Below are 12623 nucleotides of genomic sequence, written 5' to 3'. Positions count from 1 at the left end.
CTTCGTCCGGCCCGCCGCGGGGGAGGGGTGCGGGAGAATAGAGGCATGACCGACCGGAACGACGCCCTGTTCGAGCACGCCCGCGCTGTGATCCCCGGCGGGGTGAACTCGCCCGTGCGCGCGTACGGCTCGGTGGGCGGCACGCCGCGCTTCCTCGCGTCGGCGCGGGGTGCATACGTGACGGATGCCGCCGGTCGCGAGTACGTGGACCTCGTCGCCTCGTGGGGCCCCGCCCTCCTCGGCCACGCCCATCCGGAGGTCGTCGCGGCGGTGCAGGAGGCCGCCACCCGCGGGCTCTCCTTCGGCGCACCCACCGAGGGCGAGGTGGAGCTCGCCGACCTCATCGTCGAGCGCGTGCAGGCCGGGGGCCTGAAGCCCGTCGAGCAGGTGCGCCTGGTCTCCACCGGCACCGAGGCGACGATGACCGCCATCCGTCTCGCCCGTGGCGCGACGGGCCGCGACCTGCTGGTGAAGTTCGACGGCAACTACCACGGCCACTCCGACGGACTGCTCGCGTCGGCCGGATCCGGCGTGGCCACGCTCGCGCTTCCCGGCACGGCGGGTGTCCCCGCGGCGATCGCCGGCCAGACCCTCGTCGCGCCCTACGGCGAACTCGACGCCGTGCGCGAGATCTTCGCCGCGCGGGGGCACGAGATCGCCGCCATCATCGTCGAGGCCGCCCCCGCGAACATGGGCGTCGTGCAGCCGCAGCCCGGCTACAACGCCGCGCTCGCGCAGATCGCGCACGACGCGGGCGCGCTGCTCATCCTCGACGAGGTGCTGACCGGTTTCCGCGTGCACCCCGCGGGGCACTGGGGTCTGCAGGTCGAGGCGGGCGAGCTGTTCGAGCCCGACATCATCACGTTCGGCAAGGTCGTCGGCGGCGGCATGCCGCTGGCCGCGCTCGGCGGGAAGCGCCGCGTCATGGACCAGCTCGCGCCCGTCGGCCCCGTCTACCAGGCGGGCACCCTCTCGGGGAACCCGCTCTCGGTCGCGGCTGGGCTCACCACACTGCGCCTCGCGACCCCCGAGGTCTACGCGACCGTCGACGCGGCCGCGAAGACGGTGGCGGATGGCCTGGGTGCGGCCCTGACGGAGGCCGGCGTCGTGCATGCCATCCCGCGCGCCGGCAGCCTCTTCGGCCTCGCGTTCCTGCCAGAGGAGCCCCGCGACTATGCGACGGCGAAGACGCAGGAGGCGTTCCGCTACACGCCGTTCTTCCATGCCATGCTCGACGCGGGCGTCGCCCTGCCGCCGAGCGTGTACGAGGCGTGGTTCCTCACGGCCGCGCACGACGAGGACGCGCTGGGCCGCATCCTCGAGGCGCTGCCCGGCGCCGCTCGCGCGGCTGCCGCCGCCACCGCGTGAGCGGATCCGCCGCGGCCGCGTGAGCGGATCCGCCGCGGCGGACGGCGTGGTTGCGGGGCGCATGCCATGCGAGGCGGACCCGCCGTGTGCCGACGCCGTCTGCACAGGGCCCGCGTGACGCGGCGTGTCCTCCCCAGGGGCGTCGAGCCTGGCCCGCTGGCGGGGGTGGTCCCTCGGAGGATGTGAGGCATCCGATCGAGGAGGAGACCATGACGGAATCGAAACTGGATCTCATCGCGAAGTTGCTCGCGAAGGCCGAGAGCACGACGCCCGAGGAAGCCGAGGCGCTGACCGAGCACGCCGCGCGGCTCATGGTGAAGTACGGCATCGACCAGGCGCGCATCGATGAGCGCCGAGCGCGGGGCGGACACCCGCCGGAGGAGATCGTGCAGGAGCGGATGGTCTTCACGGGCGCGTACGCCCGCGATCTCCGCGATCTCGGCGGCGCGGTCGCCCTCGCGGTGGGGACCATCCGACCGCTTCAAGCCGAGCTCGCCGGTGTCGGCTCGATCCTCATCCTCGTCGGATACGCGTCCGATGTGCGGCAGGCGCAGATGCTGATCGGGAGCCTCCGCATTCAGGCCATGGTCGCCATGCGCGCGTGGTGGGATGCGGCTCGGGTGGCGTACGAGTGGCATTCCGAGAGCGAGAGACGACGCGCCCGAAGCGGGTTCGTCCGCGGCTTCGGTGGGGGCGCGGCCGCGCGGATCACTGACAACCGCAATGCCGTCGTCGAGGAGGCCGGCTCGGGCACGGATCTCGTGCTCGCGTCCCGGCGCCAGCGCGTGGACGCGTTCGTCGACGGCATCCCGACCAGGCGTGCGCGGCGTCGCGGCGGCGCGGATGCCGCCGCCTATGTCTCCGGGCACCGCTCGGGCCGGCAGGCGAACACCGGCGAGGCGGCGATCAGGGAGCGGAGGTCCCTTCCGCAGGGGTGAGCGAGGCCAGCAGCGCGGCCGTGCGCGGTCCGAGCCCGAGAGTCGCGGCGTCGTGAAGCTGCGGGAGCGTGTCGACGTCGCGTCGCAGCGTGGAGCCCGGCTGGACGTCCAGGTCGGCGTGGCCGAGCTCGCGGTGCCGCGCGGCCGAGTTGTCGCCGAACGCGGGCTCGAGCGCGACGCCGGGAAGCGCCGTGACGAGCGTCGAGCCGGTGCCCTCGGCGTCCGGGACGAGCCCGCGCGGCACATCCTCGGCGAGGGCGAGCGCGGCGTCGAGATCGGATGGCCGCAGCGCGGGCAGGTCACCGAGCAGCACGGCGCGCGGATGGCCGGGGTCGAGGGTCGCGAGGCCCGTGCGGATGGCCGCGTCGAGACCGCTGGGCGCGCTCTCAGCGACGAAGCGCACGGCCGGAGATCCCGCGAACTCCGGATCCGTCGGCGCCTTCCGGTCCGTCTCGCGCGGGATCTCCGGCGCTCGGGCGTCGAGGTCCGGCCAGGGGCCATCCGCCGTCACCACGACCGCCTCGGCGACGCGCGTCGACCGGGCCGCCGCCGCGACGGTGTCGCGAGCGATCGCACGGGCCAGCGCGACGCGATCGACCCCGGGCACCGCGAGGCGCGACTTCCCGACCGTCGCGGGCTTCACCGGGATGACGACGTGCCATCCCGCCGCCCCCGTCACGAGCCGTATTCGGCGCGCAGCCGCGGCAGGACCTCCGTGCCGTACAGACGCAGGAACGCCTCCTGGTCGTGGCCGGGGTCGTGGAACACAAGGTGCCGGAAGCCCAGATCGATGTACGTGCGGATGGCGGCGAGGTGCTCGTCGACGTCGTCCGACACGATGAACCGCGACGCCGCCCGCTCGATCGGCAGCGCATCGGCGAGGCGCTGCATCTCACGGGGGTCGTCGACGCCGGTCTTCTCCTCCGGGCTCAGTGCGAGCGGCGCCCAGAAGCGCGTGTTCTCGAGCGCCTGCGCGCGGTCCGGGCGGAAGGAGACCTTGACCTCCAGGAGGGTGTCGACGTCATCGCGGGTGCGGCCGGCCTTCGCCAGGCCCTCGTCGAACGCGGGCAGGAGCTTGTCGGCGTAGAGCGCGGGCTCCTTGCCGCTCGTGGTGATGTAGCCGTCGGCGATGCGGCCGGCGAGGCGGGTAGCGGCGGGGCCCGAGGCGCCGATGTAGATCGGCACGAGCTCCTCAGGACGGTCGTAGATCGTGGCGTTCTGCACTGAGTAGTACGTGCCGTCGAAGGTCACCCGCTCATCGGTCCACAGGCGGCGGATGAGGGTGATGGCCTCCTTCATCCGCTGGAAGCGCTCGGGCGGCTCCGGCCATTCGAGCCCGAGCGTCACCTCGTTGAGCGCCTCGCCCGTGCCCACGCCGAGGATCATGCGCCCGGGATGCATGGCGCCCAGCGTCGCGAACGCCTGCGCAACGACGCCCGGGTGATAGCGGAAGGTGGGCGTCAGCACCGACGTGCCCAGCAGCACGCGCGACGTGCGCTCGGCCGCCGCGCCGAGCCACGGAAGCGCGGCCGGAGCGTGCCCGCCGTCGTGCCGCCAGGGCTGCAGGTGGTCGCTGAGGAAGACCGAGTCGAAGCCGACCTCCTCGGCGAGGACCGCGAAGTCCAGCAGCTCGCGCGGGCCGAACTGCTCCGACGACGCCTTGTATCCGAACCGGAACGGGATGGTCATGGCTGGGCTCCTTCGTGCGCGAGCGCGGGCAGGGGGTCGAGTTCACGGGCGACGCGGGCGAGGCGCTCGCGGAAGGCCGCGACGGTGCCGGGCCAGAGGAGGGTGAGGCGGCCGCTTCGGGCGTCGACGTACCAGCTGTCGCAGCCGCCGGCGACCCACGGCGTGCCGGTCGAGCGCTCGACGATCTCACGCGTGTAGGCGGCCTCGGCCTCGACGGTCACCCGCACATCACCACCGCCGGCGATGCGCGCCGCTGCGAACGCCGCCTGCTCCTCGAGGATGAGAACAGCGGAGTTGTGCCCGAGGGCCGCGTTCGGCCCGCCGAGGATGTACAGGTTCGGGAACCCGTGCACGAGCGTCGACCCGACCGAGGTCATGCCGTCGGACCAGTGCTCGTCGAGCGTCAGCCCGTGCTCGCCGGCCACGAGCGGCGCGTACGGCTGCCGCGTCGAGGCGAAGCCCGTCGCGAGCACCACGACGTCGGCGGCGTGACGCGATCCGTCGGCCGCGATCAGCCCGTCGCTCCCGACGGCGGCGAGAGCGGATGGCACGAGCCGGACCGCGGGGGAGGCGACGGCCGGGTAGAACGCGTCGCTCAGCAGCACGCGCTTGCAGCCGAAGGCGTAGCCGGGGGTGAGGGCGCCGCGCAGCGCGGGATCGGCCACCTGCGCGGAGAGGTGCGCGCGCGCCACGGCCTCCGCGGCGGCCGCGGCCGCCGCGTCGCCGGACCGGGAGGCGAAGCGCGCCTCGCCCTCGGCATACAGCTCGTCGCGGAGGCGTGCTGCCGCCGCCGGATGATGCAGCGCGTCGATCTCCTGCCGTGTGTACGCGCGGTCGCCTTTCTGCACGATCCAGGCCGGCGTCCGCTGGAACAGGGTGACCTCGGCGCCCGCCTCGACGAGCGCGGGCACGAGCTGCACGGCGCTGGCGCCGGTGCCGACGACGGCGACGCGGCGCCCGGAGACGTCCGCGTCGTGGTCCCAGCGCGAGGAGTGGAAGATCGGGCCCGGGAATGCCTCGAGGCCGGGGACCTCGGGCATCCGCGGCTCCGTCAGCCGCCCGCACGCGAGGACCAGATGCCGTGCGCGGATCACCGCGGGGCGTCCCGTCCGGACCTCGATGACCCAGCCCTGGCCATCCCACCGCGCGCCGCGCAGGGCCGTCTCCAGCCGCAGGTGCCGCTCGAGGCCCTCCTCGCGCACCACGCTTTCGAGGTAGGCGCGGATCTCGGCGCCCGGTGCGAAGACGCGCGACCACGCGGGTGACGGATGGCCGGAGAGCGCATACAGGTAAGAGGGCACGTCGCACGCGACGCCCGGATAGGTGTTGTCGCGCCAGGTGCCGCCGACCGAAGCCCCGCGTTCCAGCATCACGAAGTCGTCGTCGCCCGCCGCGCGCAGGGCGAGCGCGGCCGCGATGCCGGCGAACCCCGCCCCGACGATGACCGTGCCGACCTCGACCGTGCCGACCTCGACCGTGCCGGCCGTCGCCGTGCCGGCCTCGCCTGCACCGACCCCGACCGCACCCCCGCCGATCGTGGTCATCCGTCGCCCCGCGGAATGTCCCCGTACGTCGTCGTCCGCTGCCGGAAGGGCCGGAAGAGCCGCCTCGCGATGCCGCGCGCGGTCGCGACCGGCAGCTCCAGGCCCGCCTCGACGCCTGCGCGAGGGCCGATGCGGCCATCCAGCAGCGTGCCGCCGAGGTCGTCGCCGCCTGCACGGAGGAGATCCGCGGAGAGCTCGAGACCGTGCCGCGTCCAGGGGATCTGCACGTGCGGGATGGCGCCCGACAGCATGAGGCGAGACACCGCGACCATCGCGCGGTGCTCGTCTGCCGCCCTGCGGTCGACCACGAGCGGCACGCCCCAGCCGGGCATCGGGATGGGCACGAACTCGGTGAACCCGCCGGTCGCGGCCTGGATGGCGAGCAGTGTCCGCAGGTGCGCGACCCGCTCGGCCGCCGTCTCGACGTGCCCGTAGAACAGCACCGCCGTCGAGCGGAATCCAGCCCGGTGCGCGGCCGAGATCGTCTCGATCCAGCGCTCGATCTCGAGGCCGCCCGGTGCGACCTCACGGCGCACCCGCTCGCTCAGCACCTTCACACCCGTGCCCGGCACGGTGTCGACGCCCGCCTCGCGCATGGCCGCCAGCGCGCCCTCCAGTCCGAGGCCGGCGCGGTCGGCGAGGTCGGCGACGTCCTGCGGTCGGAATGCGTGCAGATGGATGGCCGGGGCCGCGCTCTTCACGGCGCGCGCGATGTCGAGGTAGGCGTCGGGCGCCTCCGTCGAGGCCACCACGCCCTGCACGCAGATCTCGGTGAGGCCGAGGTCCACGGCATCTCGCGCCATGGCCTCGAGGAGGGCGAGGTCGTACTCGTCGTCCGCGCTCCCGCCCGCGGCGCGGAAGCCGGTGCCGGCGATGTTGCGGTTCGCCACGACGCTGACGGTCTCGCCGACGGTGTACCGGCGCACGTCATCGGCCGTCTGCGCGAGCGCGTCGAGCTCGTCGCCGGTCGCCGCCAGCAGTCGCTCCCACTCGGCGTCGTCGAGCGACGCCGGGTCCTGCGCGGCGCGCTCGATGACCGCCGCGATGAGACCGCCGGGCGCAGACAGGGTGACGCGCGGGTCGGCGGCGGGCACCGTGGCCGCACCGGAAGGCGCCCGTCCCTCGGGGCGCAGCACCGCGCCATCCGCCCCCTGCCGCGCGAGACCATCGGTCCCGGCGAGGGCGCGCGTGGCCGCGCGGATGGCCGGGTCGAGCCACGCGTCGTCGCGCACGTACTCGGGGTGCGCGGTGAGGCGCTCGCGCAGGGTGAAGCCGAGCTCGGCCGTCCGCGCGGCGAGGTCGTCGACGTGCGGCCAGGGGCGCTCGGGGTTCACATGGTCGGCGGTGAGGGGCGAGACCCCGCCCCAGTCGTCGGCGCCAGCGCCGAGCAGCAGGGCGAACTCCTGCGGGTCGGAGAGGTTCGGCGGCACCTGCACGCGCATGCGCGGGCCGAGCACGAGGCGGGTGACGGCGACGGCCGACGCGTACTCGTGCAGGGCGGCGTCGGGGGCGTCCTGCATCGCGGTCCGCGGCTTGGCGCGGAAGTTCTGCACGATGACCTCCTGGATGTGCCCATGCCGGTCATGCGCATCGCGCAGCGCGATCATCGACTCGGCGCGGTCACGGAGGGTCTCGCCGATCCCGACGAGGATGCCGGACGTGAACGGGATGCGCGCGCGGCCCGCGTTCTCGAGCAGCTCGAGCCGCACCGCCGGGTCCTTGTCCGGCGAGAGGTGGTGCACGCGGCCGGGCTCGGTGAAGAGCGTCCGCGAGGTCGTCTCGAGCATGACGCCCATCGACGGGGCAGATGGCCGCAGCGCGGCGAGCTCGTCGGGTCGCATCACGCCGGGGTTGAGATGGGGGAGGAGCCCGGTCTCGTCGAGGATGAGCTGCGCCATCGCGCCGACGTACTCGAGGGTGGAGGCGTAGCCGTGCGCGTCGAGCCACGCGCGCGCCTCGGGCCAGCGGTCCTCCGGCCGGTCGCCCAGCGTGAGGAGCGCCTCCTTGCAGCCGAGCGCCTGCCCCTGCCGCGCGACGGCGAGCACCTGCTCCGGCGACATGTACGCCGGCTTGGCCTTCTTGAGGAGCTGATTCGGGGTGTCCACGAACACGCAGTAGTGGCAGCGATCGCGGCACAGGGTGGTCAGCGGGATGAACACCTTGCGCGAGTAGGTGATGACGCCGGGGCGGCTCGCCAGGGCGAGCCCCTCGTCGCGCGTGCGGGCGGCGAGATCGAGCACGCGCTCCCGATCGGGGCCGTCGGCTTCGAGGAGCGCGAGCGCATCGTCGGCGTTCAGACGCTCACCGGTCGCCGCGCGCTGCAGGGCGGACTCGACGGCGTTCGCGCTGAGCAGGGTCACCGACCCAGTCTTGCACTGCGCGCGCCCCCGGGCGCGGCGCGGCGCTGGCAGGATGGTGGTCATGGTGACGCTGCTCCTCGACCACGCGCAGCTCGAGATCGGGCTCTCGCCCCTCGAACGCGCCCTCGCCTTCCGTCGGGAGAGCATCCGCATCGCGCGCACATCGATCGCGAAGGTCCAGCTGACCGGCGATCCGTGGACATGGCTCCGCGGTGCGCGCGCTCGCGGAACGCTCGTTCCCGGAACCGTCGCGCTGGGCACCTGGCGCCTGGCCGACGGTGACGACTTCATCGCCGTCCGTGGTCGGCGCCTGCCCGGCGTCGTCATCGATCTGGATGGCACGGGCGAGTTCGAGCGCCTCGTGCTGTCGACCCGTCATGGGCTCGCGCTCACGCGCGCACTGCGCCTCGACCTCGATGCGGCCGCCGAAGCGGTGGAGCTGGGCACTCAGCCCCTCAAGACGCCGCAGCCTGCGTCGCGGCCGGTGCCGCGCCCCGCGGTCTGACTCGACGCGTCCGGACCGACCGCGTCGGCCCAGTCCTCGCGGTCAGTCCTCGCGGTGCTCGTCCTCGGGACGCTCCTCGGCGCTGCTCTCCTCCACGCCGCCGTCGTCGTCGGACTGCTCGCCGTCTGCACCCGACGCGTCAGCGTCACCGACGCCGTCCGCGCCGCTGAGGATGTCGTCGAACGAGTACCCCTCCTCGTTCTCGCCCTCGACGACCGCGGCGTCCTCGTCCTCGGTGGACTCCTCGACGCCAAAGGTCGGGATCAGGATCGTCCGCGTGGCGCGGTCGTCGGCGGAGGTCGCGGTCACGGGCGGATGGTCCGCGTCGTCTGCGAGCGGATCGTGCCCGAGGAAGGCGGCGGCACCCGCCACCGGCTCCGACCCGCCGGCGAGGAGATTCGCCAGCCGCGCCGAGCCGGGAAGGCTCAGCGGCGGGAGATCGGACCGGGGCTCGTCCGCGACCGTCTCGTCCTGGTCCTCGGCGGCGGCGGCGGCGTCGTCCTCGTCGTCGTCCAACTCGACGATCTCGTCGGGCTCCTCGAGGACGTCTGGGACGTCGGCGTCGTCGCGCTCGCCGTCACCGTGGTCGGCCGGCGCGTGCTCATCATGCCGCTCGTGGTGCTGCTCGTCCTGCTGACCGTGGTCGTCGTCCGCCGGCGCGTGCTCGGCATCGTCGGCGTCGCCGGAGGCGCTCGGGGACGCCCCCTCGGCCTCGGCGGCGTCGTCCTGCGTGAGCTGCGGAGCCACGTCCTCGTCGTCCCAGGCGTGTGCGGCGCCGGGGTCGCCGTCGAGGGCCGGTGCCTGCAGGAAGGCGTCGGCCTCGGCGACCTCGCGCGCGAACTCCTCGTCGCTGGTCGGCTCGCCCGCTGCCGGCTTGCCCCACGTGGCGGGGGTGGCCTCGGTCGTGCCGCCGGCGTCCGCGGTCGCCGGATCGCCGGCGGAGTCGCGGCCCTCGGCAGGGTCCGGCTCGGAGCCCTCGGCCTGCTCGGGATCGATCACGACGTCCTCCGCACCCGCGTCGTCCGTCGCCTCGGCACCCGCGTCGGCCGTCGCCTCGGCGCCCGCGTCGTCCGTCGCCTCGGCGCCCGCGTCATCCGTCACGTCCGCACCCGGGTCGTCCGTCGCTCCGGCACCCGCGTCATCCGTCGCCTCCGCACCCTCGCCATCCACGGGACCGCCGGCAGCGGGCGGAAGCGCCGCGGTCATCGGGGCGACGTACTGGCCGCTGACGAGCTGGATGAAGACGTCCTCGAGGCTGGGGCTGCGCTGCTGCAGCGTGGTGAGGGCGATGCCGGCGGATGCGGCGAGGGCGCCGATCTGCGCGGCCGAGGCGCCGTGCACGCTGATGCCGGAACGGAGGAGCTCGAACTCGTACCCCGCGTCGCGCAGCGCACGGGAGAGGGCCGCGCGGTCGGCGGCGTCGACGGTGACGCTGAGGGAGGAGGCGTCCTCGAGGTCCTCGATGGCGCCGGCGAAGACGAGCGACCCGTTGGAGATGACGAGGAGGCGGTCGGCGACCTGCTGGATCTCGCTGAGCAGGTGCGATGACACCAACACGGTGCGGCCCTCGTCGGCCAGGCGACGCATGAGCAGGCGCATCCAGCGGATGCCCTCGGGGTCGAGGCCGTTGGCGGGCTCGTCGAGGATGAGCACACCGGGGTCGCCGATGAGCGCCTCGGCGACGGCGAGTCGCTGGGTCATGCCGAGCGAGTACCCGGAGATGCGCATGTCGGCGACGTCGGAGAGCCCGACGAGCGAGAGCACCTCCGCCACGCGCGAAGCGGGCACGCCGGCCTGACGCGCCACCGTCGTGAGGTGCTTGGTCGCGGTGCGGCGGGCGCGGAAGGTCGGGGACTCCGGGACCCAGCCGACGTGACGGCGGGGGCTGGTGAGCTGCGCGAAGGTCCGGCCGTCGATCGTCGCCTTGCCCGCGTTGGCGCGGAGCTGACCGAGGAGGATGCGCAGGGTCGTCGTCTTCCCCGCGCCGTTCGGGCCGAGGAACGCGGTGACGAACCCGGGGTCGACGCGGGCGGTGAAGTCCGACACGGCCGCGATCCCGTCGAAGGTCTTGGTGACGCCCGTGAACTCGAGCACCTTGCCGTCGGTCATCTCGACCCCTTCATCTGCATGCATGTTCCCCCTATCTTGGCGGAATCAGGAGGGAAACCGTGGGACATCCGGGGGAAGCCGCCACCGGAGGGGCCTGTCGGGCGCGCCCCGCGCGAGCGGTAACGTGGCTGGCGTGATCGACACCGCCGCGCCCACCCGAGTCCGCTCGACGATGCGCGGCGGGGTCGGACGCCTCACGCTCGACCGCCCCGAGAGCATCAACGCGCTGACGCAGGAGATGCTCGAGACGGTCGGCGAGACCCTCGACGGATGGCGCGCGGAGCCGGATGTCTCGATCGTCCTGCTGCAGGGAGCGGGGGAGCGCGGGTTCAGCGCAGGCGGCGACATCCGCGACCTCCACGCGCGCATCACGGCGGGCGGCGAGGCGGCGGCGGACTCCTTCTTCCGCGTCGAGTACCGGGTGGACGCCGCGGTCGCGGAGTACCCCAAGCCCGTGGTCGCCATCGCCGACGGCGTCACCATGGGCGGCGGCATCGGCCTGGCGGGCAACGCGCATGTGCGCATCGTCACAGAGCGCTCCCGACTCGCGATGCCGGAGGCCCGGATCGGGTTCTCGCCCGACGCGAGCGGATCGTGGCTGCTCGCGCACGCGCCCGGGCGCCTCGGCGAGTACCTCGCCCTCACGAGCGACACGATGAACGCGGCCGACGCCATCCACTGCCGCTTCGCGGACCACTTCGTGCCGCACGACAGCATCGAGTCGGTTGTCGATGCGCTCGAGATGCGCGCCGATCCGTCCAGCCCCACCGAGCTCGTCATGCTCTTCGACGAGACGCCGCCCGCGGGGCCCATCGAGCGTGCGCAGCCGTGGATCGACCATGCGTTCGCCGCCGACACCGTCGTGGAGATCCGCGCGCGCCTGGCGGAGCTCGTCGCCTCCGGCATCGGCGCGGGGGAGGAGCGCACCCCCGCTTCGGCGCTCACCGCCCTCGACGAGCGCTCGCCCACCGCACTCGTCGTGACCCTCGCGGCCATCCGCTCGGCTCGCGCGCTGCCGTCGCTGCGGCACGCGCTCGAGCAGGAGTACCACCTCATGTCGTGGTACCTCCGCACGCAGCCGGACATGGCCGAGGGGATCCGCGCCCAGGTCATCGACAAGGACCGGCAGCCGCGGTGGCAGCCCGCCGCCGTGGCAGACGTGCCCGACGACACCGTGGGGCGGGCCTTCGCGCATCGCGCCGCGCGGACGCTGTTCTCCGAGACGGAAGGACGATCATGACGCAGAAGTCGGATCTCGGCGCCTGGGGCGTCTGGCGCTCGGCAGGTCAGGCGGATGGCGGCTTCGCGCGTCGCGTGGAGGAGCTCGGCTACCGCACGCTGTGGGTGGGCGGCTCGCCCGCCGCCGACCTCGTCATCGTGGAGGAGCTGCTCGATGCCACGACGGACCTGGTCGTCGCCACCGGCATCGTCAACATCTGGCAGGCCGACGCCGCGAGCGTCGCGCAGGCGTTCCACCGCATCGAGGACTCCCATCCCGGGCGGCTGGTGCTCGGGATCGGATCGGGCCACCGCGAGGCGACGCCCGAGCGCGTGAAGCCGCTCACCGCGCTCCGCTCCTACCTCGACGTGCTGGACGCGGAGGGGGTGCGCCAGGATCAGCGCCTGCTCGCCGCGCTCGGAGATCGCACGCTCGCGCTCGCCGCAGAGCGCACCCTCGGCGCTCATCCTTACCTCACCCTCCCGCCGCACACCGCGCACGCGCGCGCGATCCTCGGCGACGCGCTGCTCGCTCCCGAGGTGACGGTCGCGCTCGGGTCGGATGGCGATGGCGCGCGGGATGCCGCCCGTGCGTTCTGGCGTCGATACTCCCGCCTGTCGAACTACGTCGGCGCGCTCGAGCGCTTCGGCGCCACGGGCGAGGACCTCGCCGACGGCGGGTCCGACGAGTTCATCGACCGCCTCATCGCCGGCCCCGACGCGGAGCGCGCGGCCGCGGCCATCCACTCGCATCTCGACGCGGGAGCCGACCACGTCGCCGTGCAGGCGCTCGGCGACGACCCGCTCGGGTCGCTCGAGCGCATCGCCTCGGCTCTGGGGCTCGATCAGCTGGCGCGCTGACCCGTTGGGGGCGTCAGGCGGCCGTCTCACT

The 12623-nt window shown here is 73.9% G+C and carries 10 protein-coding genes; 5 read left to right on the top strand and 5 right to left on the bottom strand.

The window, feature by feature from the left end; translation table 11 throughout:
* The first annotated feature begins 45 nt into the window (after positions 1-45).
* Entirely contained in the window at positions 46-1368 is a 1323-nt protein-coding gene (hemL, locus tag QWJ90_RS08045; RefSeq protein WP_290107181.1) for a glutamate-1-semialdehyde 2,1-aminomutase, read from the top strand.
* A 209-nt stretch (positions 1369-1577) separates the two neighbouring features.
* Positions 1578-2306, top strand: coding sequence for a DUF2786 domain-containing protein (locus QWJ90_RS08040; RefSeq protein ID WP_290107180.1), 729 nt, complete (start codon positions 1578-1580; stop codon positions 2304-2306).
* On the opposite strand, the gene cofC is transcribed toward QWJ90_RS08040, so the two are convergent.
* Genes cofC through cofG form a run of 4 tightly spaced genes read right to left on the bottom strand, consistent with a single transcriptional unit; the run spans position 2275 to position 7899 of the window.
* A complete protein-coding gene (gene cofC, locus QWJ90_RS08035) occupies positions 2275-2985 on the bottom strand; it encodes a 2-phospho-L-lactate guanylyltransferase (RefSeq protein ID WP_290107179.1) in 711 nt (236 codons plus the stop codon). The two genes, QWJ90_RS08040 and cofC, sit on opposite strands and share 32 nt — an antisense overlap.
* The gene (gene fgd / locus QWJ90_RS08030) at positions 2982-3995 is read right to left on the bottom strand and encodes a glucose-6-phosphate dehydrogenase (coenzyme-F420) (protein ID WP_290107178.1); all 1014 of its coding nucleotides are present in this window, start codon (positions 3993-3995) and stop codon (positions 2982-2984) included. Before fgd ends, cofC begins: the two co-directional genes overlap by 4 nt.
* Entirely contained in the window at positions 3992-5539 is a 1548-nt protein-coding gene (locus QWJ90_RS08025; protein ID WP_290107177.1) for a flavin-containing monooxygenase, read from the bottom strand. Before QWJ90_RS08025 ends, fgd begins: the two co-directional genes overlap by 4 nt.
* Complete coding sequence (gene cofG, locus QWJ90_RS08020; RefSeq protein ID WP_290107176.1) at positions 5536-7899, bottom strand: 7,8-didemethyl-8-hydroxy-5-deazariboflavin synthase CofG; 2364 nt, start codon at positions 7897-7899, stop codon at positions 5536-5538. Before cofG ends, QWJ90_RS08025 begins: the two co-directional genes overlap by 4 nt.
* A 61-nt stretch (positions 7900-7960) precedes the next feature.
* Between cofG and QWJ90_RS08015 the strand changes: the two genes are divergently transcribed.
* Positions 7961-8404 carry a hypothetical protein gene (locus QWJ90_RS08015; protein WP_290107175.1) on the top strand — a complete coding sequence of 148 codons (444 nt, stop codon included), beginning with the start codon at positions 7961-7963 and terminating at the stop codon, positions 8402-8404.
* A 42-nt stretch (positions 8405-8446) separates the two neighbouring features.
* Here the strand turns inward: QWJ90_RS08015 and QWJ90_RS08010 are convergent, their stop codons facing one another.
* A complete protein-coding gene (locus QWJ90_RS08010; protein WP_290107174.1) occupies positions 8447-10513 on the bottom strand; it encodes an ATP-binding cassette domain-containing protein in 2067 nt (688 codons plus the stop codon).
* Positions 10514-10646: 133 nt separating this feature from the next.
* On the opposite strand from QWJ90_RS08010, the gene QWJ90_RS08005 reads away from it, so the two are divergent.
* Together QWJ90_RS08005 and QWJ90_RS08000 are read left to right on the top strand one after the other, a co-directional pair.
* Positions 10647-11753 carry an enoyl-CoA hydratase/isomerase family protein gene (locus QWJ90_RS08005; RefSeq protein WP_290107172.1) on the top strand — a complete coding sequence of 369 codons (1107 nt, stop codon included), beginning with the start codon at positions 10647-10649 and terminating at the stop codon, positions 11751-11753.
* Positions 11750-12592, top strand: coding sequence for a TIGR03620 family F420-dependent LLM class oxidoreductase (locus tag QWJ90_RS08000; protein ID WP_290107171.1), 843 nt, complete (start codon positions 11750-11752; stop codon positions 12590-12592). Before QWJ90_RS08005 ends, QWJ90_RS08000 begins: the two co-directional genes overlap by 4 nt.
* Positions 12593-12623 lie beyond the last annotated feature (31 nt).

It is taken from the genome of Microbacterium oryzae (assembly GCF_030406385.1).
In the GTDB taxonomy this organism is placed as follows: domain Bacteria; phylum Actinomycetota; class Actinomycetes; order Actinomycetales; family Microbacteriaceae; genus Microbacterium; species Microbacterium oryzae_A.
The sequence above is the reverse complement of the archived record's forward strand: the minus strand, read 5'-3'. Positions and strand labels throughout refer to the sequence as shown.